Genomic DNA, 23,454 nt, shown 5'->3' with positions numbered 1-23,454 from the left:
GCGCCCGCATGCTCGAGAACGAGCCCAACGCCGGGGCCAATGGCCCTGACGGGGAGACAACTGAACAGCCCGAGGTGACCCCACGTCGCCGCTCCGCCAGCCGCCCCGCGGGCCCACCGCCGGAGCTGCCGGAGGAGCCTGCCCACGTTCCGGTCACCACTGCCGCGGCGCAGACCGCGCCGTCCGTGGCTGACGTACAACCGGTGCAGATCACCGCCGCGCAGCGCGCGGCGGGAGAGCCCGCGCCCGAGATCCTCACCGCCGCGCCCGAGCCGCAGGCCGCTCCGGCGACCGCGCCGGAGAGCCCGGTCGAGGCGGCCGTGGCCGAGGCCCTCGCTGAGGCCGTCACCGACGCTGCCGCTGGGGCCGCCGCTGAGGAGAAGCCCAAGCGGACGACGCGGACCCGGTCCACCGCCACGACGACGCGGCGCCGTACGACGAAGAAGGCCGCCGAGGCCGAGGCGGAGGCCGCGGCCCCGGTGGAGGAGCCGCCCGCCGAGGCCGCCGAGCCGGTGAAGCGGCGCAGGACGCGCAAGAAGGCGGAAGAGGCCGTGGCGTCCGAGCCCGTCGAGGAGGCCGTCGCAGGCGCTGTGGGGGCGGTGGCCGACTCCGAGAAGGCCGCCGCTGGCGAGGGCCTGGCCGGCCAGACCGCGACGACCACGCCGAGCGCCGAGGCGGCGGGTGCGGGTGGTGCGCAGGCCGCTCGTGCCGGTGATGTCCAGGCGGCCGAGGATGAGGACATCCTTGAGATCCTGCCCGACAACGAGCCCCTCGACGACGAGCCCGCCGGCGAGGACCTCGACGAGGAGCCCGTACGGCCGAGCCTGCTGTCCGACCCGTTCGGGTTCGCCGCGCGCACGCCGGCCGAGCCCGGCACCGCGTTCCAGCGGCCGGCGGCCATCTTCGCGCCGCTGTTCCAGGCGCCCGACCCCAGCCAGGCCAAGCCCGCCGTCACCCGGCGGGCCGAGGCGCCGCAGCCCGCTCCCGAGCCCGAGGAGGTCGAGGAGCCGGTCGACGAGTCCGCGGTAGAGGACGAGACCGACCTCGACACCTCCGACGAGCAGGAGGAGGAAGAGGGCGCGGGCCGTCGCCGCCGCCGCAGGCGGGGCGGCCGGGGCCGCGGCAAGTCGCGCGAGCGTGACGAGGGCGAGGAAGGCGAGGAGCAGGAAGAGGAGGGCGACGAGGAGCAGGCCGACGAGGGCGCCGCCCACGAGGAGGAGTCCTCCACCTCGCGTCGCCGCCGTCGCCGTCGCCGCCGGGGCTCCGAGGAGGGCGCCGAGCCGGCCAGCGACGACCCGCCGAACACGGTGGTGCGCATCCGCGCGCCGCGTGCGGGCCGCAGCAGCACGCTGGACACCGCGACCGACGGCGTGCAGAGCGTGCGCGGCTCCACCCGGCTGGAGGCCAAGAAGCAGCGCCGCCGCGAGGGCCGCGAGCTGGGACGCAGGCGTCCGCCGATCATCACGGAGTCGGAGTTCCTGGCCCGCCGCGAGTCCGTCGACCGGATGATGGTGGTGCGCCGCCAGGGCGACCGTACGCAGATCGCGGTCCTGGAGGACGGCGTGCTCGTCGAGCACTACGTCAACCGCGAGGCCAGCCAGTCCTACGTCGGCAACGTCTACCTGGGCAAGGTCCAGAACGTGCTGCCCTCGATGGAGGCGGCGTTCGTGGACATCGGCAAGGGCAGGAACGCCGTCCTGTACGCCGGTGAGGTCAACTTCGACACCGCCGGGCTGGAGGGCCAGCCCAAGCGCATCGAGTCGGCGCTGAAGTCGGGCCAGTCGGTGCTCGTACAGGTCACGAAGGACCCGATCGGGCACAAGGGCGCCCGGCTCACGTCCCAGATCAGCCTGCCCGGGCGATACCTCGTCTACGTGCCGGACGGGTCGATGACCGGCATCAGCCGCAAGCTGCCCGACAAGGAGCGCACGCGGCTCAAGAGCATCCTGAAGAAGGTCATGCCGGAGAACGCCGGCGTGATCGTGCGTACCGCCGCGGAGGGCGCCTCCGAGGACGAGCTGGCGCGTGACGTGGCCCGCCTGTCCGCCCAGTGGGAGAACATCCAGAAGAAGGCCAAGTCGGCCAGCCCGCCCGAGCTGCTGTCCGCCGAGCCGGATCTCACGATCCGGGTCGTGCGCGACGTCTTCAACGAGGACTTCACCTCGCTGATCGTGCAGGGCGCCGACGCCTGGGACACGGTGGACGAGTACGTCAAGTACGTCGCGCCGCACCTGGGCGAGCGCCTGGCGCGGTGGGACGGCGATCAGGGCGACGTGTTCGAGCACTACCGGATCGACGAGCAGCTCGGCAAGGCGCTCGAACGCAAGGTGTGGCTGCCCAGCGGCGGCTCGCTGGTGATCGACCGTACCGAGGCGATGACCGTCGTCGACGTCAACACCGGCAAGTTCACCGGGCAGGGCGGCAACCTCGAGGAGACCGTCACCCGGAACAACCTCGAGGCGGCCGAGGAGATCGTGCGCCAGCTCCGGCTGCGCGACATCGGCGGCATCATCGTGATCGACTTCATCGACATGGTGCTGGAGTCCAACCGCGACCTGGTGCTGCGGCGGCTGCTGGAGTGCCTGGCCCGCGACAGGACCAAGCACCAGGTGGCCGAGGTCACCTCGCTGGGCCTGGTCCAGATGACGCGTAAGCGGGTCGGACAGGGGCTGCTGGAGGCGTTCTCCACGCCGTGCGAGTGCTGCAACGGGCGTGGCCTGCTCGTCTCCACGGAGCCGGTCGAGCCCAAGCCCGAGCCGCGCGGCACGCAGGGGAAGATGGCCATCGAGAAGGCGGTCTCCGACAAGGTTTCCGCGGCCAAGGACACCTCGAGCCGTGATACGGTGACCGGTGCGCTTGAAGACGTCCCGGTTGAGGACGACCAGGCCAGCCAGACTTCCGGCAGAGGGCGGCGACGCTCCCGCCGAGCCAAGTCGGCCGAGTAGCTCTCGGCAGGCTTCCGACGTTCCGTCCGGTTCGCCTAGGGCACCGTTAATCCGGTACCCTGGTGTATCGGTGCGTCAGGTGACGTGCCCTGTTGGCGCGCTTACTCGGTTCGTCGGTTTGATTGAGACAGGCCGAATGACAGGCGCAGCATTCGGCGGCCGCCTCTTGCTGAGGCGGCTGATGTACGAGACAACAGTGAGTCAGTAGAAGGGTTCCGCGGTGTACGCGATCGTTCGTTGCGGCGGCAGGCAGCAGAAGGTCTCCGTCGGTGACGTCCTCGAGGTGGACAAGGTCGCCGGCGAGGTCGGCTCTTCGGTTTCGCTGCCGACGGTGCTCGTCGTCAACGACGGCGATGTGACCACGGAGGCGGGCAAGTTCACGGTCAGCGCCGAGATCCTCGGCGAGACCAAGGGCCCGAAGATCCGGATCCTCAAGTACAAGAACAAGACCGGTTACAAGAAGCGCCAGGGTCACCGTCAGCGGTACACCCAGGTGAAGATCACCGGTATCGACCAGGCCTGAACGGGAGTTTGAGAGATGGCACACAAGAAGGGCGCGTCGTCCACCCGGAACGGTCGTGACTCCAACGCTCAGCGCCTGGGCGTCAAGCGCTTCGGCGGCCAGCTGGTCAACGCGGGCGAGATCATCGTCCGGCAGCGTGGCACCCACTTCCACCCCGGCGACAACGTGGGGCGTGGCGGCGACGACACGCTGTTCGCGCTGGCGGCCGGGCACGTGCAGTTCGGTGTCAAGCGCGGCCGGCGGGCCGTGAGCATCGTTCCCGTCGCGGAGTAAGGGTTCTTCCTCTCCGTAGACCTTGGGTTTTCTTGCCAAAGGGGTGGATCGCGGTGTCGATCCGCCCCTTTGCTTTTGGCTGACTTCCGCCGGTGGGCGGAGTGTGTGGAGGAGTGCAGAGTGCCGGACTTTGTGGACCAGGTGGTCCTTCATATCAGTGCCGGTGACGGGGGGAACGGGTGCGCCTCCATCCACCGGGAGAAGTTCAAACCGCTCGGCGGCCCTGACGGCGGCAACGGCGGGCGGGGCGGTGACGTCGTCCTCGAGGTCGACCCCAACACGGCGACGTTGCTCGAATACCACCGCCGGCCGCACCGCAAGGCCGAGAACGGCAAGCAGGGGCAGGGCTCCAACCGCGACGGGGCCAACGGGGCGGACGTGATCCTGCCCGTGCCCAACGGCACCGTGGTGAAGAACGCCTCCACCGGTGAAGTGCTGGTCGACCTCGTGGGCGTCGGCACCCGGTACGTCATCGCCGAGGGCGGGCACGGCGGGCTGGGGAACGCCGCCCTCGCCACGACCAGGCGGAAGGCGCCCGGGTTCGCGCTGCTCGGGGAGCCCGGGGACACGCTCGACGTCATGCTGGAGCTCAAGAGCGTGGCGGACGTGGCGCTGGTCGGGTTCCCGAGCGCCGGCAAGTCCTCGCTGATCGCCGCTCTGAGCGCGGCCAAGCCCAAGATCGCGGATTACCCGTTCACGACCCTGATCCCCAACCTGGGGGTGGTGACCGCGGGGGAGACCGTGTTCACCGTCGCCGACGTGCCCGGCCTGATCCCCGGGGCCTCGCAGGGCAAGGGGCTCGGGCACGAGTTCCTGCGCCACGTCGAGCGGTGCGACATGCTCGTGCACGTCATCGACTGCGCCACCATGGAGCCCGGGCGCGACCCGATCACGGACTACGAGGTCATCGAGTCGGAGCTGCACGCGTACGGGAAGCTGGAGGACCGGCCCCGGCTGGTCGTGCTGAACAAGGCCGACGTGCCCGACGCGCGGGAGCTGGCCGAGCTGGTCAAACCCGAGTTCGAGGCGCGGGGGCTGCGGGTGTTCACGATCTCCGCCGCCACGCATGACGGGCTGCGGGAGCTCACGTACGCGATGGGCGAATGGGTCGCCGCGGCCAGGGCCCAGAAGCCGGTCGAGGAGCCCACCAGGCTGGTCATCAGGCCCAAGCAGCTCGGCGACACCGGGTTCCGGGTGCGGCGGGTCAACGAGAACCTGTTCCAGATCACCGGTGAGAAGCCGGAGCGGTGGATCAGGCAGACGGACTTCACCAACGACGAGGCCGTGGGTTACCTCGCCGACCGGCTCGAACGGCTCGGCGTGGAGCAGGAGCTGGCCAAGGCGGGCGCCACCGCCGGCGCCGAGGTGGTCATCGGGCCGATGGAGGGCGGCTACATCTTCGACTGGCAGCCCACGCTCAGCGCCGAGTCGGTACGGCAGGGTCCGCGAGGGTCCGACAACCGCCTCGGTTAGGAGCGCTACGGCCGGCCGGCCGCCCGCCTGAGCGTTCGCCAACCGCCGGGCTCCGGGAGCGGAGGGCTCCCGGAGCTCGGATAGGCTGCCAGACGTGCGGGAACAGATCAGCTCAGCGTCGAAGGTCGTTGTCAAGGTCGGCTCCTCCTCGCTCACCACCCCCCAGGGCACGATCGACGTCGATCGGGTCGACGCCCTTGTGGACGTGCTGGCGGCGCGGCGCCGTACGGGGACCCAGATCGTCCTGGTCTCCTCCGGGGCGATCGCGGCGGGCCTCGGCCCGCTCGGGCTGACCGCGCGACCACGCGACCTGGCCACCCAGCAGGCGGCGGCGTCCGTCGGGCAGGGTGTGCTCGTCGCCCGCTACACCTCCTCCTTCGCCCGCTACTCCCTGCGCGTGGGCCAGGTGCTGCTGACCGCCGACGACATGATGCGGCGCGCCCACCACGCCAACGCCCAGCGCACGCTCACGCGCCTGCTGGAGCTGGGCATCGTGCCCATCGTCAACGAGAACGACACCGTGGCCACCGACGAGATCCGCTTCGGCGACAACGACCGGCTGGCGGCCCTGGTGGCGCACCTGATCCACGCCGACGCGCTCGTCCTGCTGTCGGACGTTGACGCCCTGTACGACGGCCCGCCGAGCCGCAGCGGCTCCCGGCGCCTGGCGGAGATCCGCGGGCCGGAAGACCTGGTCGGCGTCGAGCTCGGGAAGAACGGCGCGGCGGTGGGCACCGGCGGCATGGTGACCAAGGTGCAGGCCGCCAGGATCGCCACGGGGGCGGGCGTTCCCGTGGTGCTCACGGCGGCCGCTCACGCCGCCCAGGCGCTCGGCGGAGCCGATGTCGGCACCTACTTCCACCCGGGGGGCCGCCACCCCGGCACGCGGCTGCTGTGGCTCGCGCACGCCACCACCGGGCGCGGCCGCCTCCATCTCGACCAGGGGGCGGTGGAGGCCATCGTGGGGCGGCGCAAGTCGCTGCTGCCCGCGGGGGTGACGTCCGTGGAGGGTGAGTTCGCGGCGGGGGATCCGGTGGATCTGTGCGGGCCGCAGGGGCTCGTGGTGGCCCGGGGGCTGGTCAACTTCGACGCCACCGAGATCCCGGGCCTGCTCGGCCGCTCCACCAGGGAGCTGGCCAGCGCGCTCGGTCCGGAATATGAGCGTGAGCTGATCCACCGTGACGACATCGTCATACTGGAAGCCCACAACTAGCCCCAGGACAACGAGCGTGAGGGGCTCGGAGAGCCCGAACAGCGGAGCGGAGCGTAGCCATGGACACAGAGTTCTTGAGGGTCGCCAGGGCGGCGCGAGAGGCGGCCGCCGAGCTGGCCCCGCTGCCGCGGGCGCCGAAGGACCGGGCGCTGCGTGCCGTGGCCGAGGCTCTGGTCACGCACGCGGCGGAGATCGTCGAGGCCAACGCCAAGGACGTCGAGCAGGCCAGGGCGCAGGGCACCTCCGAGGCGATGATCGACCGGCTGCGGCTCGACGAGGCCAGGGTCGCCGCCATCGCCGAGGCCGTGCGCCAGGTGGCCGACCTGCCCGACCCGGTCGGCGAGGTCGTACGCGGCACCACCCTGCCCAACGGGCTGGAGCTGCGCCAGCTCAGGGTGCCGCTCGGCGTCATCGGCATCATCTACGAGGGCCGCCCCAACGTCACCGTCGACGCCGCCGCGCTCTGCCTCAAGAGCGGCAACGCGGTGCTGCTCAGGGGCTCCTCCAGCGCCTACTCCTCCAACACGGCCCTGGTGAAGGTCATGCAGGACGCGCTGGAGGGCACCGAGGTGCCCGCGGGAGCCGTCCAGCTCGTGCCGGGGCAGAGCCGCGACTCGGTCAAGGAGCTCATGCGCGCCCGCGGCCTGGTCGACGTGCTCATCCCGCGCGGCGGCGCCTCGCTGATCAACTCGGTGGTGGAGGAGTCCACGGTGCCGGTGATCGAGACCGGCGTCGGCAACTGCCACGTCTACGTGGACGCCGAGGCCGACGTCGACCTGGCCGTGCAGATCCTGGTCAACGCCAAGGCGCAGCGGCCGTCGGTGTGCAACGCGGCCGAGACGTTCCTCGTCCACGAGGACGTCGCCGACGCGTTCGTGCCGCGGGCGCTGGCGGCGCTCGCCGAGGCGGGCGTGACCGTGCACGGTGACGAGCGCGTCGCCGGGTACGGCTCCGGCGTCGTGCCCGTCACCGAGGACGACTTCTACGCCGAATACCTCTCGCTCGACATCGCCGCCGCGGTCGTCGGCTCGCTGGAGGAGGCGGTGGCCCACATCAGGAAGTACGGCTCCGGCCACACCGACGCGATCGTCACCAGGTCGCAGCGGGCGGCGCGCAGGTTCGTGGCGCTGGTCGACTCGGCGGCCGTGGCGGTCAACGCCTCGACGAGGTTCACCGACGGCGGGGAGTTCGGGTTCGGGGCGGAGATCGGCATCTCCACGCAGAAGCTCCACGCGCGCGGCCCGATGGGGCTGCCCGAGCTCACCTCCACCAAGTGGGTCTACACCGGTGAGGGGCATTTGCGAACGTCAGAAGGCACGGTGGTGGCCGGTTGATCGGCGTGTCGGCCTGACCGGCGCCGCGGAGCGCAGGTTGACTGAGAGTCATGGATATTGTCGTCGCCCTTGTCTTCTCGGCGGCCGTGCTGTTCGGCGCCGACCGGCTGCTGCTCTGGCTCGAGAGCCGCGGACACGTCCGCTGGCGCAGGAAGGGACGCCGGCAGCTGTCGGACGAGCCCACGGCCCGGCTCGACAGCATGCTCTCCGATCACACTCGCCGATAATCCTTCGGCGTGCCTCAAGCGTCGGCAGGCGTCCCAGCGCTAGGGTTAGGTCCCTTATGGGCGCGCCGGGCGGGGAGGGACGGTGAGCAAGCTCGGCAAAATCGGGCCGTACACCCTGGTCGAGCGGCTCGGTCGGGGCGGCATGGGCGAGGTCTACCTCGCGACCACCCGCCGCGGCGAGAGCGTCGCTCTCAAGGTCCTGCACGACCTGGCCGAGGACGAGACCTCCCGCGTCCGGCTGGAGCGCGAGGTGCGGGCGCTGCGCAGGGTCGAGAGCCCGTACGTGGCCAAGGTGCTCGACGCCGACCTGAGCTGTGCCCGCCCGTACCTGGTCATGGAGTACATCGAGGGCGCCACGCTCCTCGACCGCGTACGCCAGAGCGGCGCGCTCGACGTCGCCGACCTCGTGGACCTGGCCCAGGGCATCGCCGCGGCCCTGGCGATCATTCACGCGGCCGGGGTCGTGCACCGGGACCTCAAACCGGGCAACATCATCATGGGCTCCGAGGGGCCCGTGCTCATCGACTTCGGCATCGCGCAGGTGCTCGACGCGACCCGGCTCACCATGACCGGCACGTTTCTCGGCACGCCCGGCTACACCGCGCCGGAGATCTTCGCCGACGAGCAGGTCGACTCGCCCGCCGACGTCCACGCCTGGGCGGCCACCGTGGCGTTCGCGGCGACGGGGCGGCCCACGTTCGGGCGGGGGACGGCCGAGGCGCAGATGTACGCGGTGCTGAACGGGCAGGCCGACCTCAAGGGCGTGCCCGTGGAGCTGCTGCCGCTGGTACGCGCGGCGCTCAACAGGGAGCCCGGCAAGCGCCCCACGGCGGCGTTGCTGGCCGACCGGCTGTCGCGGCTGGCCAGGGCCACCAGCGCGGCCGAGCCGGAGCCCGCCGCCGGGGCCTCGGAGGAGGCCAAGACGGGCCGCGCCACCCCCGAGGAGAAGTCCGCCCGGAGCCGGGCGAACCCCGACAGTAAGGTGCCCGCCCCGCGTACCCGTGCGAACCCCGACACGAAGGGCTCGACCGCCCGCGCCGACGGCAAGGGCGCCGCGGCGCGCGGCCGTACCGGCACCGATGGGAAGGGCGCCGCGGTCCGCAGCCGCGCCGAGGTGCCCGCGCCGCGCGGGCGCACGGGCGCGGCGGACGGGAAGGCCGCTCTCGCGCGCTCCAAGATGACCGCGCCGCGCCAGCGTGCGGCGGCGGCGGCCGTCCGGAGCCGGCCTCAGGTGCGCAGGAAGGCCGGGCTCAGGGCCGAGTCGGCCACCACGCTGCCCGCGGGCAACGGCGCCCTGCTGATGCTGGCCGTGCTCGCCGTGCCGTGCGTGGTGACCTCGGTGATCTGGCCGATCGCCTCCATCGCGATCACCACGGTGTTCGTGGTGCTGACCAGGACGCTCTGGATGAGCCACTGGCTGGTCAGGAACCGCAGCTCGCGGCGTACGCGGGTGGCGCTGCGCGTGCTGCTCTTCCCGATCGCCCTGGTCGGGGCGGCCGCCACCGCCGGCGTGTGGCCGGGCGTGCCGGTCGCGCTGGCCTCGGGCGGCGCGCTCTGGGTGACCGGCGGCGGAGTGATCGACTCCGACTGGTGGCAGCAGCCCGCGCCCGTGACGGTGGCGGGCGTGGTGTTCGGGATGCTGTGCGGCGGTTTCGCCGGGCGCGAGATCGAGCGGATCGGGCATCGGCTGCCCGATCTGCGCAGGGAAGGGCTGCGCGCACTGGCCGTGCTGGGCGGGTTCGTCGCCCTGTGCGCGGCCGCCGTGCGCGCCATCGCTCTCCTGCTCTGACCTGCCGCTCTCCGAAGCAGGCCGAAGCTCTCCGAAGCAGGCTGAAGCTCTCCGAAGCGTTGCCGCCGCTGCCCTTGGCGGGGTCGCGGCGGGTTTCGCGGCCGATCAAGCTGATCGGCCGCGTACGGCGGTGCGGTCGGTCAGCCCTGGCCGCCGTCGCGGCGCGAGAAGCGGTTGAAGATGCGCTCGCCCGCGTTGACCGCGCCCTCGGCCACGTCGCGCAGGACGCCGATGAACGGGTCCTGCGACTGGGACCAGGACGCGCGGTAGGACTCGGCCGCGGCCTTGATCTCGTCGGTCACTCGTGCGTTGGGGTCGTCCTCCCTGCGCGGGTAGTCCCCGCCGATGATGCGGTCGTACTCGCCGCTGCGCTGCCACTTGTCCAGCTCGGCCACGCGCACCACCGCGAACGGGTGGGTCGTGCCGAGCAGGTTGAGCACCTTGAGGAAGCCGTCGCGAAGGTCGCCCGCGGTGTCGTATTCCTGGTACTGCTCCAGGAACGCCTCGATGTTCATCTCGTGGGTGTAGTCGCCGCCGGCGAGCTTCATCAGCGCCCTCTTGGCCGCCTCGGGGTCCTGGCCGACGAGCAGGCCGCCGCGGTCGGAGGACAGCTCCGACTTGCGGTACCACTCCTCCAGGCCCGCGACGATCGCGCGCAGGCCGATGTAGCCGAGCGGGATCCAGGCGACGCGGGTGGCGAGGCGGGTGAGGATGTCGAGCATCGTCCGGTAGACCGCGTGCCCTGACAGGATGTGGGCGGTCTCGTGGCCGATGACGAAGCGCTGCTCCTCCTCGTTCATGAGGTTGAGCAGACCGGTGGTCACGACGATGAACGGGTCGTCGAAGCCGATGGCCTTGGCCTGGACCTGCGGGTCCTGCTGGATGTAGATCTCGGGGATCCGGTGCAGGTCGAGCGTGTAGGCGGCGTCGCGGCCCATGTCGTAGACGGAGCGGAACTGGGTCTCGCTCACGCGCACGGCTGACGCCAGGTACATCAGGCGCAGCCGGCGCTCGCTGATGAGACCGGACATCTGCTTGAGAACCGTGTCGAACCCACTCAACTTACGCAGAGCGACCAGGGCGGACCGGTCTGCGGGGTGTTCGTAGGCTCGGGACGAGATGCCGGGCAGTTGGACGCGGTTGCGGTCCGGGGTGGTCGTCATGCCCGGCATGCTACGTCCGCAACGGGAGCGATGCGCGGTCATCACCAAGGGGGGTGCCATCATGTTGTGGTACAAGGTCCGCGTAAGGTCCGTTTCATGATGAATGCACCTGGTGTGCAGGGGAAGCGGCGAGTCGGAGTGATGGGTGGGACGTTCGATCCCATCCACCATGGCCACCTGGTGGCCGCCAGCGAGGTGACCCACCACTTCGACCTGGACGAAGTCGTGTTCGTGCCGACCGGGCGGCCGTACCAGAAGGCCGAGCGCCAGGTGTCGGCCGCGGAGGACCGCTACCTGATGACGGTCATCGCGACCGCGTCCAATCCCCGGTTCTCGGTGAGCAGGGTGGACGTGGATCGCCCGGGGCCGACGTTCACCATCGATACTTTGCGCGATATTTCGGAAATTTACGGGCCTGGGGTTGAGCTGTACTTCATCACCGGCGCGGACGCGCTCGGCGCCATCCTGGACTGGCAGAACGCGGACGAGCTGTTCGAGCTGGCCCATTTCGTCGGCTGCACCCGTCCGGGGCACACGCTCCACGATCCCGGGCTGCCGGAGGGGCGGGTGACGTTGCTGGAAATTCCCGCACTGGCCATCTCGTCGTCCGAGTGCCGGCAACGTGTCGCCAAGGGAGAGCCGATTTGGTATCTGGTGCCGGACGGAATCGTCCAGTACATCAACAAGCGTGGGCTGTATCACGCGGAAGGATGACGGCCTCCGTGCCGTAGGTGAGGGGTTTCGGCCCGGAAGGGTACCCTCAACGTATAGGCATGCTGCCGACACAGGAGGACAGACCCGCATCGTGACCGCATCCGACAGATCCGTCCAGCTCGTGCGCATCGCTGCGGAAGCCGCGGCGGACAAGCTGGCCGATGACATCCTCGCATACGACGTGAGCGAACAGCTCGTCATCACCGACGCCTTCCTGCTCTGCTCCGCCACCAACGACCGTCAGGTACGCGCCATCGTCGACGAGATCGAGGAGCGGCTGCGCACCGAGGCCGACGCCAAGCCCGTGCGCCGCGAGGGCGAGCGCGAGGGCCGCTGGGTGCTGCTCGACTACATCGACATCGTCGTGCACGTCCAGCACGAGGAAGACCGCACGTTCTACGCGCTCGAGCGCCTGTGGAAGGACTGCCCGGCGATCTCGCTGCCGGAGAGCGTCATGCAGGCCAACCTCCAGCGGGCGCGCGCGTGAGCGGGCTCACCCGGCTCGAGTCCGAGCGTTCCGCATGAGCAAGAGGATCGTCTGCCTCCGGCACGGGCAGACCTTGTGGAACGTCGAGCAGCGATTCCAGGGACACTCCGACATCCCCCTCGACGAGACCGGCATCGCGCAGGCCGCCAGGGCGGCGTCGTTGCTGGCCTCCCTGCGGCCCACGCTGATCGTCTCGTCCGATCTCCAGCGCGCCAACGACACGGCGCTGGCGCTCGCGCGGGTCGTCGGGCTGGACGTGAGCGTGGACAAGGACCTCCGCGAGCGCGGGGGCGGCGAATGGGAAGGGCTCACGCGCGACGAGATCGCGGCGCGCTGGCCCGAGGAGTACGTGGCCTGGGAGGCGCCGGGCGGAGAGCCCGTCGCCGACGTGGCCACCAGAGTGGCCGGCGCCATGCGGCGCTGGGCGGCCAAGCTCGACGACGACGGCCTGCTGGTCGTGGCCTCCCACGGGGCCGCCCTGCGGCTCGGGATCTGCGAGCTGCTCGGGCTGCCAGAGTCGCTCTGGCCGGCGTTGGGCGGGCTGGGCAACTGCTCGTGGTCGGTGTTGCAGGAGGGGCGCAGGGGCTGGCGGTTGCTGGAGCACAACGCCGGTACGCTGCCCGAGCCCGTCCGCAGCGACGACCGGCCGGAGGCCGAGGCATAGCGAGTTCGTACGGCTCGGGGGCCGTACGACTGGCGCGCTCCGATTAGGCGAATCGGTGCGGATGGCTATATGCTCTCGGAGCGCCGCAACGGGTGGACTCGGAGCGGTGACCAGGGGCTATAGCGCAGTTGGTAGCGCGCCTCCATGGCATGGAGGAGGTCTGGGGTTCGAATCCCCATAGCTCCACCAGCGACAACAACCAAGCCCGGCTCCCGTGACGGAGCCGGGCTTTGCGCTGTTCAGGCTTGATCGCTGTGAGCGCCGGCGCACTGGGATGGCGGGAGACGCCGGCGGTGCTCCAGTGGGGCCGGGACCGGGCGGCGGCGCTCCCATGGGGCCGGTGGCGGTGCTGGTTCGCCCGCCGTGCGCCGCGGGTCACCCCATCGCGGGCGAGCAGCCCGGCACCTGCACGCGCCTCCTGCGGACCTTCCTGATCGAACGGTAGGGTGCGGGGAAACAAGATCGAAAGGTACGAACCTTGGCAGCCTCCCTCGTCGCTTTAGCGCTCGCCTCGTTGCTCACCGCTCCGTCCTCCGCACTGCCCGCGTGCCCGCTGATCTTCGGGCACGGCGGTTACCCCACGGGCGCCAACGCCTGGGAGCGGGACCAGGTGCGTCAGCCCAACAACCCCACGGCCATCCGCCGCTACCAGTCCTGGGGCGCGTCAGGCGTCGAGGCCGACCTGCAGCTCACCAAGGACGGCACCAAGGCCGTCATGTGGCACAACACCTCCACCTGGGGCCTGACGGGCACGAAGAAGAACATCACCGACATCTGGTGGGCGGCGGGCGACACCGCGCTCAAGGGCCGGACCATCAACCGCGGCATCTTCGAGGGCGAGACCGTCTACACCTTCCGCGAGTGGCTGACGGCGATGAAGAGCGCCGGCATGATCGGGCTGGTCGAGATCAAGCCGGAGGCCCGGCAGTCGCTGCTCAGCTCCAACGCCACGATCAAGTCGCGGGCCTGGGCGGAGGTGCTCGACCCGGTCAAGGAGCGCTACCAGTCGCAGGAGATCATCCTGTACTCCCACAACAGCGAGATCGCCGCCGAGCTCAGGAGCCGGGTCAGCGCCGCGGGCATGACCAAGGTGCTGAGCGGCGGGCCCATCTGGCCGGAGGTCACCAAGTGGGAAGAGCCGCCGCCCTCGTGGACGCTGAACGAGAGCGCCTGGCAGGGGGCGCTGGATCGCGGCGCCAAGCGGGTGGCCACCGACTACACCCCGCAGTTCAACGCGTGGCTGAAGGGGAAGTGCCAATGACCCGGTGACCGGAGGAGAATGCTCCTATGGATGTCAATCGGAGCGTTCCTGGTCGTTCGTTGTGGTGATGAGTCCGTAAAGTTCGCGGGCGACGTAGCGCTTCAGGCAGCGGATGATCTCTTTCTTGGACAGGCCGTCTTGGGTGCGTCGGTCCATGTAGGCGCGGGTGCGGGCATCCCAGCGCAGGCGGCACAGGACGACGCGGTAGAGGGCGGCGTTGGCCTGCCGGTCGCCGCCGCGGTTGAGGCGGTGCCGGGTGGTCTTGCCGGAGGAGGCCGGGATCGGCGCGACGCCGCAGAGCATGGCGAAGGCGGCTTCGCTGCCGATCCGGTCGTGGTTCTCGCCGGCGGTGACCAGGAGCTGTCCCGCGATCTCGGTGCCCACGCCATGGGCGGCGATCAGCCGTGGGTTGATCGCCATCACCAGGACGTCCAGGAGCTCGTCGAGGTCGGCGATCTCGGCGGACAGCTGCTGGTGGCGGCGGGCCAGGGAGCGCAGCGCGAGCTGGGTGGCGGTGGTCGGGTCGGCGGCGGCCTCGCGGTCGGAGGTCAGGGCGGCGCAGGTGGCGATGAGTTTCGTGCTGGACAGGCCCCGCAGGCTTTGGCGCAGGGCGTCCGGGGCGGTGACGATCAGGGCCTTGATCCGGCGTTGGGTGTCGGCGCGCTGGTCGATGGCGCTGCGGCGGGCGATGCGCAGGGCGCGCAGCGCTTCGATGCGGCCGTCGCGCCGTTTCGGGGTGCCGGTGCGGTCACCGGCGAGGGCGGCCTTGGCGGCGGCGATGGCGTCGATCGGGTCGGACTTGCCGTGGAAGCGGCGGCTCTTGCGGTCGGGCCGGTCGATCTCGATCACGTTGATGTGCTCGGCCTGCAGCAGCCGGGTGAGCCCGGCTCCGTAGGCGCCGGTGCCTTCCACCCCGATCCGGCTCAGCTGCCCGAAGGCGCGCATCCAGGCGAGCAGGGCGGTGTAGCCGGCGGGGGTGGCGGGGAACTGCTCGGTGCCCAGCACCCGGCCGACTCCATCGATCACGGCCGCGGTGTGGGTGTCCTGGTGGGTGTCCACGCCGCCGGCGACTTCAGTGAGCGGCGTGCTGTCGGGTGTAATGGAGGTCATCGTCGTCCTGTCGTCTGACCGAGGGGGCGGGACGGCACGCACCAGCCGGGGCAGCGCGGACAAGACAGTGATGGGGCCTCTGGCCAGGCTCCTATGAAGTCACAGGTGCCGCGTCCGGTGAGTGCAGATGAGCGCTTCCCGTCCAGGGCCGACAGATCCCGTTGAGGACCTCAAGGTCAGTCAGTTGATGGGTCAGACCCTGGCGGGAAGCGCTCACCCCTCCATCATCACTGTCAGTTGAGGTTGCCGTGGCGGGCCCGCCAGCGGGCCCGGTGGCGTTCGGCGGCGCCGTCGGCCAGGGCCGCCGCCGCGGCGGGCACCGGCTCGTCGGCCCAGGAGTCGAGCCGGCTCCCCATCCGGTCCACGAAGGTCACCCCGTGCTCCGTCAGCCGGCCGCTGCTCAGGAGCGTGCGGGTGACCTGGCGGGCCGCCGCCCGCCAGCGGGCGAACTCGGCGCTCGCGCGGATCTCGTCCTCGCCCGTCTCGTGCCGCCGCTGCCGCCGCCAGAAGTCCGTCACGCCCAGGTACGCGTACGCGCCCTGGAGCAGCCCGCCGGCGGGCCTGGGGTCCTCGCGCCAGGGCGCGTAGTAGCGGGAGCCGTCGTCCGGCTCGGTCAGCGGCACGATGTCCAGCAGGGCCGACAGCTTGGCGTGCTGGGCCTCGTGGGTGAGGGTCTCCGCCAGCGTGCGGGGGTCCGGCGGGTCGGAGAGGGCGATGCAGCCGTAGGCGTCGCGCGAGGAGGCGCTGGTCGAGCCCGTCGAGGGGGCGGTCAGCGGCGTGAGGACCGTGATGCCGGCCGACACCTCCTCGGCGACCGGCTCGTGGTGGCTCACCAGGAGCTGCCAGGACTCGTCCAGGAGGCGCTGCCAGCGGGCCGCCTCCGCGTCCGTGAGCCGCCCGTGGAGGTCGCTCGCGCCCGGCAGCCGGTGGGGGTCCAGATCGTCGATGAGGACGTTCAGGCGCCTGCCTCCGGACTCGGCCGACAGGGCCCGCAGCCGCTGCCAGCCGGGGGCGTCGTCGCGGATCTCGACCACCAGGTCGCCCGCGCTCACCTCCGCGCCCTCCGGCCAGCAGTGCACGGTCGCCATGGTCACGCCGCTGGGGAAGGCGACCTGCCCCAGCGACGGCAGCATGGCCCTGCCGGCGATGACCGGAACGTCCACCTCGCACGTCGTACGGGCGTGGATGGCCGCCGCCGCGGCCAGGGCGGCCAGTTGCTCGGGCGAGCGCCGGGAGCGGACCGCGTGGCGGGCCCAGGCGCCCACCGAGGGGTGGTGCAGGACCCTGCCGACCGCCTCCGGATGGCTCGTCTGGAGCGTGGCCAGCAGGTCGTAGGCGCGCCGCGTGCGCGCCCAGGAGGTGTGGCCCAGCTCGCGGGCGACGTCCAGGACACCCCTGATGAGCAGCAGGTGCTTGCTGTACTGGGCGGCCCTGAGCCGCCGCACGGCGCCGCCGCCCCCACCTCCGTCAGCGAGGGCGTCGAACGCTTCCGCCGGGATCCGGTGGTCAGTGAGGTTCATCGGGGATCCTTAGTACGGCGACGGACGTCGGCCTGCACGGTCCGGCCGACGTGCTTGATCAGGCGCAGCAGGTCGGCGCAGTAGACCGAGGGGTTGTGGAAGCCGCTGCCCGCTCTGTAGCGGTGGGCGAACAGGCCGCCACCGCAGATCATGCCCACCTCGCACGCGGCGCACTCGGGCGCGGGGTCGAGGCGGGCGATCTGGCGGGCGGCGGTGAAGGGCAGGAGCAGGAGGTCGTCGAAGGAGTCGCGGGCCACGTGCAGCCCGGTGCTCCCGGCGCCCTCGAACGCCGACTTGAGCAGGTCGGACTGCTCGATCTCGCCGTCGGTCTCGATCACGATCATGGCCGCGGGGGAGAGGCCGATCTGCTCGGTGGCCGACTGGCCACCGAGGAGCAGGTGGATGATCTCGTCGAACAGCCGGACGCGGGTGGCGTGGGACGGCGTGGCGTACCACTGGTCGAAGACGGTCGCCAGCCAGGTCGCGTACGGGGTGTCCGGCGAGCCCGGGACTCTGCCGGGCGGCGGCTCGGACCAGTTGCCGTGGGGGAGCAGGAAGTCGATCAGCGGCGGGTCGAAGCCCAGGAGGGCGGTGTAGGTGCCCAGGGGGTCGTTGCGGAGATCGACCGTGCACAGCAGCCCGTGGAACAGGTGCCGGAAGTCCTCGGAGGTGAGGAGCTCCAGCGCGGCGGCCACCCGGTGGTAGCTGCCGCGGCCGTCGGCGGTGCGGCGGGAGCGGTCGTGGTCGGCCTGCCCGCCGTCGAGGCTGACCCCGACGCCGATCTCCAGCTCGTCGAAGAGCCGGAGGAAGCGCGTGTCGAGGAGCGTCGCGTTGGTCTGCACGCTGACGTCCACGCGGACCGGCACGGCGGACCTGACGAGGCCCACGAGGTCGCGGATCTCGTCATGGCCGGCCAGGAGCGGCTCGCCGCCGTGCAGGATGACGTCGACGCTGTCGAGGTCGTGTGCCTTGGCGTGGTCGGCGATCCTGCCCGCGGTGGCCTCGACCGTTTCCCGAGACATACGTTTTGGGCGAAATTTCCAGCTTTGATCCGCCATTTCGTACATGTAGCAATATGTGCACGACAAATCACATCTGCTATGTACTTTCAGGATGAACTGCCGGAACGGCGTCGGCCGCCAGCCGCGGGCCAGCAGCGCGTCGACGTCCAATGTCGCTGGCCACTCTGACACCGCGGATCAGCCTCCACATTGAGACTTGCGAGGTGCCCAGCATATGACGTCATTCCGAAAGTCGAAGCATCTCGTTCGCCCTGTCGAGCGCCTCGTCGGTGAGCAGCGGAAAGATGCCGTTGACCACGGCCGCGGCGGCCCGGGGAGTGCCCGAACGGTGAAATGCCTCCGCTAGTGCCATTTGGGCTGATATGTCATTTGGTGCGAGGGTCACGGCCGCGTTGATCTGCTCGATCGCTCTGGTGAGATCCCCGTGGGCCAGGTGGCAGCGGCCGTCGATGGTGAGCGCGCGGGCGACCCCGTCGAAGCGCCCGCGCTCGGCGTACAGCCTCACCGCCTCGTCGCAGTAGCGGCGTACCTGCTTGACGTCGCCCTGGGCGAGGGCCGCGTCGGCGTGGATCTCGGCGACCTCGGCGCGTACCCAGGAGTCGTCCGGCTCGGCCGCGTGCCTGGCCTCGTCGGCGAGCCGGGCGGCCAGCGGCCAGTTGCGCTGGGCCCGCGCCGTGCGGGCCGCCTCCAGGTACGTCTCGGGCGAGCCGCGGTGCGAGACCGGGCCGATGAGCCGGTCGTGGGCCAGCTCGTACCAGCGGCTGCCCATGCGGTGCTCGCCGCGCAGGATGTGCCGGTCCTCGAGGGCGCGGGCCACGGCGTTGGGCATGCCCATGGTCTGCTCGATGCCCTCGTACGCGATGTTGCGGGTGCCGTGGTCGGTGATGAACGTACGGCGCAGCCAGAGCAGCAGCTCCCCCACGGGGACGTCGAACTCGCGCGCCACCTCCCCGACCGCGCGCTTGAAGAAGTCGACCAGGAACTCCTCCACCACCGCGTACACCCGCACGTGCTCCTCGCCGATCTCCGCCACCTCGTCGGGCAGCGAGTCCCACAGCGCGGAGCAGACCACCTGGAGCTGGACCGGCTCCACCAGATCCAGCTCGACGGTGGACACGTTGCCCCACGCGTCCTTGACGGTGGCCGAACGCAGCTCGCCGACGAGGAGCCGGGTGGCGGCACGGGTGATGGTCCTGGCGGTGCGGTCCAGCGGCCGCTCCACGGCCTGCCGCGCCGCCTCGGGGGAGAGCGGCTGCAGGTGGAAGCGGGCCCGCGAGCCCTGGCCGAACGGGCGCTCGTAGGGCAGGACGAGGAACAGGTACTCCTCGCGCAGCGACAGCAGGAGGTGCAGGCTGGGATGGTCGCGCATGGCCCGTACGAGCTGGTCGACGAGCTCCTTGCGGTCGCGCTGGCGGGCCAGGTCGCTGTGGAACAGGGTCTCCGCCTGGTCGATGGCGGCCAGCACGGGCAGCGGGTCGCCGTACTCGTCCTCGCGCCCGGGGCGCTCGGCCAGGAAGCGGGTGATGGTCAGGCCCGCCAGCGAGCCGGGCGAGGCCTCCGGCGCCCAGGCCGACAGCAGCGCCATGACGTACGGGTTGCCGCCCGCGAGCGGGAGCGGGCTGTGCGGCGAGATCCTGGCGACGGGCAGCACGTCGGCCCGCTCCTGGTCGATCCTGGGCAGCACCCCCGCGTTGAGCAGCGAGGTCTTGCCCACGCCGGAGGCGCCGTAGAGGACGGTCAGCCCGGCCGCCCGCCAGAGCGTGGCGATCTCCCGTGACTCCTGCTCCCTTCCGTGGAACAGGTCGCTGTCGGCACGGCCGAAGGGGCGCAGCCCGACGTACGGCCGGTCGGCGGGATCGGTCACGGTCATAGCGGCGTCCTCGCATTCCAGTCGAGCAGTTCCTTGAAGAACGCGGACGTGGTGCCGACGTAGATCGAGATCTTCAGGTCGGCGTAATAGCTCTTCAGGTATTCGCTGGCCAGATTCTCCGCGTCGGTCAGCGACGTGTTCAGCTCCGGCAGGAGTTGCACGCTGATATGCCGGCGCTGGCGGGTGGAGGGAATGGATTTGATCAGCCCGTGGAAGAGCACCCGGAAGTTCCAGTCCTGGAGGCTGTAGCCGAGGAAGAGCAGCGGGCTGGAGGTCATGGCGTCGAGCACCGGTTCGGGAATCGGGAGGAGCTGGCGGCCGTTCGCGTCGTCGACGTCGCGCAGGTTGAGGAGATACTGCACATAATCGTTCTCGGTCAGCACGATGGAGGAGGGGTCGTCCCAGTTCCCGTGCAGGTGATAGATCAGCGGGTGGTCGGGGTCGGGGTCGGGCACGACGGCCCGCTTCGTCGGCTCCCACCACGTCGACCTGCACACGTTCGGGGTGCGCGGACCTTTGCGGCAGTGCTGTAACGCCTGGAGCATGAAGTCGTCGTAGTTGGTGGTGAGAAAAGTCTTGATCGGGAACTCGGCCAGCACCGTGTGCGGGTCGAGCGGATCGGTGGCGGCCGCCGCGCGCTGTTTCAGGTATGCGCAGACTTCCACCTTGAGATCAGTGGGATCGTTATGCACGTGAGCCGCGTACTGCATCACGTGCGCGAGATTTCCGTGGTCGGCGAACGGAAAGTCGTACTCCTTCGCGAAGTGCTTGCTGAGCTCCTTGCCGGTCGGAAGTCGCCCATAGCAGGCGCCCGCCCCGAGAAGCGGGGTGCAGTCGCCTCTGCGGAGCTGTCTGACCAATCGCACCCAGTCCGCTTCGTTCACGCGCCACCCCACCGGCAGGACCATTCTTGTGCTGAGGAGTATATGACCCGGGACGGATGGAAATATGTGAATGTTTTCGGGCTGGCCTAAATGCGGGGGAAGTTCCGGCCCGCAGGTCAGGCGTGGCGGCCGACCCGCGGGCTGGCTCAGATGGAAGACTGGAATTTGGCCACGGGCGTCACGCCGGTCTCGTCGAGAAGGCGGTCTATGGCGTCCTTCAACCGGGAGTCGTCGATGTCTTTGAGCTCCTCCAGGGTGCGCCCGCTGACATCAATGAGCCCACCGCCGTACCCCTGCACTGCTTCCTTGTTCATCGCTCTCCCTGGACCTGATGGATCTAGCGGATCCTATCTATCTCTGGCTTCAATATGCTGTCTATGCTTGTCTCAGCTGATGTGACGACCGGCCGACTCGGGGCGATATCGTGACAAATTCGCACTCGCAACACGATTCTGGCCATGCACCGTCCGTGTGGGGCAAAGTCCCGCAACGGAACAAGAACTTCACGGGTCGGGACGACCTCATCGAGAAGCTGCGTACGGGGCTCCAGTCCAAGGTCACCGCCGTCCTCCCCCAGGCACAGGACCAGTCTCAACCCGCGCCGCACGCTCTGCAAGGACTCGGCGGCGTGGGCAAGTCGCAGCTCGCGATCGAGTACGCCCACCGCTTCAGGCACGCCTACGACCTGGTGTGGTGGGTGCCGTCGGCGCAGACGATGCTGGTGAAGTCGTCGCTGGCCGGGTTGGCCCGCGAGTTGCATCTCAAGGTCGGTCCGCACAGCGTCGAGGACGCGGCCGAGGCCGCGCTGGACGCGCTGCGGCGCGGCGAGCCGTACCGGAACTGGCTGTTGATCTTCGACAACGCCGAGAACCTGGAGATCAACGACATCGTCCCGCGCGGCCCCGGCCACGTGCTGATCACCTCCCGCAACCACAGCTGGCAGGGCGTGGTCGACACCCTGCCCGTGGACGTGTTCGAGCGCGAGGAGAGCGTGGCGTTCCTGGTCAAGCGGGTGGGGCGGGCGCTCGACCGCGAGCAGGCCGACCGGCTGGCCGAGGCCCTCGGCGACCTGCCGCTGGCCCTGGAGCAGGCGGGCGCGCTGCAGGCCGAGTCGGGCATGTCGGCCGAGGAATACCTGCGGCTGCTGAAGAGGCAGACGACCCGGCTGCTGGGCGCCAACAAGCCGTCCGACTACCCGCTGTCGATGACGGCGGCGTGGGCCACCTCGGTCTCGCAGCTCAAGGCCAGGCTGCCCGACGCGGTCGAGCTGCTGCGCTGCTTCGCGTTCTTCGGGCCCGAGCCGATCCCGCGCGACCTGCTGGACGAGCTGCCCGAGGCGTACGCGGCCAGATCCAAGATCGCCGGCCTGCTGGCCGACCCGATCCAGCTCAGCCAGGTCATCCGGGAGCTGGGCAGGTACGCCCTGGTGCGGATCGACTCGGAGAGCCGTACGGTCCAGGTGCACCGGCTGGTCCAGGCGCTGCTGCGCGACGAGCTCGACGACGACGAGGCCGACGCCTTCCGCCGGGAGGTCCACCTCCTGCTGTCGGCCTCGGTGGCCGGCTACGAGCCCGACGACACCACGGCCTGGCCCCGCTACGCCAACCTCCTCGGCCACATCACCACCGCCGACGTCAAGGGCAGCCGCGACCCCAACGTCCGCCGGTTCGCCCTCGACATCATCCGCTACGTCTACACCTCGGGCGACTTCATGTCGGCCCGCGAGCTGGTGCAGGAGTTCCTGGAGGCCTGGCGGGAGGACAGCGGCGAGGACGACCGGGACGTGCTCACCGCCCAGCGCCACTACGCGATCATCATCCGCGAGCTGGGCAGCATCGACGAGTCGTTCGAGCTGAACAAGGCCCTCATGGAACGGATGCGGCGCGTGCTGGGCGAGGGCGACGAGGAGACCCTGCTGCTCACCAACAGCCACGGCGCCGACCTGCGCTACCGCGGCGAGTTCGCCGAGGCGCGCGAGCACGACCAGGAGTCACTGAGCAGGCACGAGGCGGTCTTCGGCCGCTCGCACCGGCGCACCCTGCGCGCCATGAACAACCTCGCCCTCGACCACCTGCTGCTCGGCGACTACAAGCAGGCGCAGACCCTGCACGCGCGCGTGCTCAAGCTGCAGCGGCAGGCCGGGTCGGGCGCGAGCCGCGCCAACGTGCTCTCCTCGATGAACAACCTCGCCCGCGTCGTACGCCTCCAGGGCCGCTACCGCGAGGCGTGCGACCTCGGCCAGGACGCCTACGACTTCGGCCTGCAGGAGCTCGGCCAGGAGCACCCCTGGACGATGCGCAGCGCCAAGGACCTGTCGATCGCCAAACGCCGGGCGGGCCTCATCGAAGAGGCGCTCGAACTCGCCGACCGCACCTTCGAGCTGCAGAAACGCGGCACCAGCCTCGACCACCCCGACACCCTCGCCGCCGCCCTGTGCCTGGCCAACGCCCTGCGGGCCGCCGACCAGGTGGACGACTCGCTGCGGCTGCTGCGCGACATCGTCTCCAGGTTCGCCGGCATGTACGGCGACGACCACCCGTTCAAGTACGGCTGCGACAGCAACTTCGCCCTGCTGCTGCGGGTGAGCGGCAGCAAGGAGCAGGCCCGGGAGATCGACGAGGCGGCGCTGGCCGGGTTCGACCGGCGGCTCACGCGCCAGCACTACTTCTCCCTGACCTGCGCCATCAACCTCGCCAGCGACCTGGCCGAGGTGGGGCTGCACGAGGAGGCGCGGGTGCTCGGGGAGGAGACCCTGCGGGACCTGCGGACCCTGTTCGGCGAGGACCACCCGGTGACGCTGGCCGCCGGGGCCAACCTCGTCGTCGACCTGCTCGCCACGGGGGCCGCGGAGGAGGCGGCGGCGCTGCGCGAGGACGTGCTGGCCCGCTACGACCAGGTGCTCGGCCCCAACCACCCCGACGTGCTGGTGTCCCGCCAGGGCAACCGCCTGGACTTCGACTTCGACCCACCCGTCCTCTGACC

At 70.6% G+C, this 23,454-nt stretch carries 20 protein-coding genes and 1 tRNA gene; 14 read left to right on the top strand and 7 right to left on the bottom strand.

The window, feature by feature from the left end; all coding sequences use genetic code 11:
* The first annotated feature begins 8 nt into the window (after positions 1-8).
* The 8 genes from HD596_RS60035 to HD596_RS60000 all read left to right on the top strand — a co-directional run bounded on the left by HD596_RS60035 (position 9) and on the right by HD596_RS60000 (position 9,777).
* Entirely contained in the window at positions 9-2,945 is a 2,937-nt protein-coding gene (locus HD596_RS60035) for an Rne/Rng family ribonuclease (RefSeq protein WP_185078186.1), read from the top strand.
* 220 nt (positions 2,946-3,165) lie between these two features.
* A complete protein-coding gene (gene rplU, locus HD596_RS60030; RefSeq protein WP_049575732.1) occupies positions 3,166-3,468 on the top strand; it encodes a 50S ribosomal protein L21 in 303 nt (100 codons plus the stop codon).
* A gap of 15 nt (positions 3,469-3,483) precedes the next feature.
* Complete coding sequence (gene rpmA, locus HD596_RS60025) at positions 3,484-3,741, top strand: 50S ribosomal protein L27 (protein ID WP_012893687.1); 258 nt, start codon at positions 3,484-3,486, stop codon at positions 3,739-3,741.
* 120 nt (positions 3,742-3,861) lie between these two features.
* Complete coding sequence (obgE, locus tag HD596_RS60020; RefSeq protein WP_185078185.1) at positions 3,862-5,214, top strand: GTPase ObgE; 1,353 nt, start codon at positions 3,862-3,864, stop codon at positions 5,212-5,214.
* A gap of 94 nt (positions 5,215-5,308) precedes the next feature.
* Entirely contained in the window at positions 5,309-6,427 is a 1,119-nt protein-coding gene (proB, locus tag HD596_RS60015) for a glutamate 5-kinase (RefSeq protein WP_376776134.1), read from the top strand.
* A gap of 59 nt (positions 6,428-6,486) precedes the next feature.
* Positions 6,487-7,761, top strand: a complete 1,275-nt coding sequence (locus HD596_RS60010; protein WP_185078184.1) for a glutamate-5-semialdehyde dehydrogenase — start codon at positions 6,487-6,489, stop codon at positions 7,759-7,761.
* 50 nt (positions 7,762-7,811) lie between these two features.
* Positions 7,812-7,988, top strand: a complete 177-nt coding sequence (locus HD596_RS60005; protein WP_185078183.1) for a hypothetical protein — start codon at positions 7,812-7,814, stop codon at positions 7,986-7,988.
* An 82-nt stretch (positions 7,989-8,070) separates the two neighbouring features.
* Entirely contained in the window at positions 8,071-9,777 is a 1,707-nt protein-coding gene (locus HD596_RS60000) for a serine/threonine-protein kinase (protein ID WP_185078182.1), read from the top strand.
* A gap of 140 nt (positions 9,778-9,917) precedes the next feature.
* Here the strand turns inward: HD596_RS60000 and HD596_RS59995 are convergent, their stop codons facing one another.
* Positions 9,918-10,949, bottom strand: coding sequence for a M48 family metallopeptidase (locus tag HD596_RS59995; RefSeq protein ID WP_376776133.1), 1,032 nt, complete (start codon positions 10,947-10,949; stop codon positions 9,918-9,920).
* An 87-nt stretch (positions 10,950-11,036) separates the two neighbouring features.
* Here HD596_RS59995 and nadD point away from each other — a divergent pair, with 87 nt between their 5' ends.
* From nadD to HD596_RS59970, 5 genes are all read left to right on the top strand, one after another.
* A complete protein-coding gene (gene nadD, locus HD596_RS59990) occupies positions 11,037-11,654 on the top strand; it encodes a nicotinate-nucleotide adenylyltransferase (RefSeq protein WP_185079453.1) in 618 nt (205 codons plus the stop codon).
* A 91-nt stretch (positions 11,655-11,745) separates the two neighbouring features.
* A complete protein-coding gene (gene rsfS / locus HD596_RS59985; protein ID WP_080046168.1) occupies positions 11,746-12,141 on the top strand; it encodes a ribosome silencing factor in 396 nt (131 codons plus the stop codon).
* Positions 12,142-12,175: 34 nt separating this feature from the next.
* On the top strand, positions 12,176-12,805 hold the full coding sequence (locus HD596_RS59980) for a histidine phosphatase family protein (RefSeq protein WP_185078180.1): 630 nt from the start codon (positions 12,176-12,178) through the stop codon (positions 12,803-12,805).
* Between the two features lie 113 nt (positions 12,806-12,918).
* Positions 12,919-12,994, top strand: a tRNA-Ala gene (locus tag HD596_RS59975).
* A gap of 289 nt (positions 12,995-13,283) precedes the next feature.
* Complete coding sequence (locus tag HD596_RS59970) at positions 13,284-14,066, top strand: glycerophosphodiester phosphodiesterase (RefSeq protein WP_185078179.1); 783 nt, start codon at positions 13,284-13,286, stop codon at positions 14,064-14,066.
* Positions 14,067-14,099: 33 nt separating this feature from the next.
* Here the strand turns inward: HD596_RS59970 and HD596_RS59965 are convergent, their stop codons facing one another.
* From HD596_RS59965 to HD596_RS59940, 6 genes are all read right to left on the bottom strand, one after another.
* Positions 14,100-15,176, bottom strand: coding sequence for an IS110 family RNA-guided transposase (locus HD596_RS59965; RefSeq protein WP_185078178.1), 1,077 nt, complete (start codon positions 15,174-15,176; stop codon positions 14,100-14,102).
* Positions 15,177-15,409: 233 nt separating this feature from the next.
* Positions 15,410-16,696 carry an HEXXH motif domain-containing protein gene (locus tag HD596_RS59960; protein WP_185078177.1) on the bottom strand — a complete coding sequence of 429 codons (1,287 nt, stop codon included), beginning with the start codon at positions 16,694-16,696 and terminating at the stop codon, positions 15,410-15,412.
* A complete protein-coding gene (locus HD596_RS59955) occupies positions 16,693-17,889 on the bottom strand; it encodes an FxsB family cyclophane-forming radical SAM/SPASM peptide maturase (RefSeq protein ID WP_185078176.1) in 1,197 nt (398 codons plus the stop codon). The genes HD596_RS59960 and HD596_RS59955 overlap by 4 nt, the downstream gene beginning before the upstream one ends.
* 49 nt (positions 17,890-17,938) lie before the next feature.
* Positions 17,939-19,588, bottom strand: a complete 1,650-nt coding sequence (locus HD596_RS59950; protein ID WP_185078175.1) for a tetratricopeptide repeat protein — start codon at positions 19,586-19,588, stop codon at positions 17,939-17,941.
* Positions 19,585-20,496, bottom strand: a complete 912-nt coding sequence (locus HD596_RS59945) for an SIR2 family NAD-dependent protein deacylase (protein WP_185078174.1) — start codon at positions 20,494-20,496, stop codon at positions 19,585-19,587. The genes HD596_RS59950 and HD596_RS59945 overlap by 4 nt, the downstream gene beginning before the upstream one ends.
* Positions 20,497-20,618: 122 nt before the next feature.
* Positions 20,619-20,786 carry an FxSxx-COOH-like cyclophane-containing RiPP peptide gene (locus tag HD596_RS59940; RefSeq protein ID WP_185078173.1) on the bottom strand — a complete coding sequence of 56 codons (168 nt, stop codon included), beginning with the start codon at positions 20,784-20,786 and terminating at the stop codon, positions 20,619-20,621.
* A 155-nt stretch (positions 20,787-20,941) separates the two neighbouring features.
* On the opposite strand from HD596_RS59940, the gene fxsT reads away from it, so the two are divergent.
* Entirely contained in the window at positions 20,942-23,452 is a 2,511-nt protein-coding gene (gene fxsT, locus HD596_RS59935; RefSeq protein WP_185078172.1) for an FxSxx-COOH system tetratricopeptide repeat protein, read from the top strand.
* The last annotated feature ends 2 nt before the right edge of the window (positions 23,453-23,454 follow it).

It is taken from the genome of Nonomuraea jabiensis, assembly GCF_014204795.1.
GTDB lineage: Bacteria > Actinomycetota > Actinomycetes > Streptosporangiales > Streptosporangiaceae > Nonomuraea > Nonomuraea jabiensis.
This window is presented reverse-complemented; position numbering and strand designations above follow the sequence as displayed.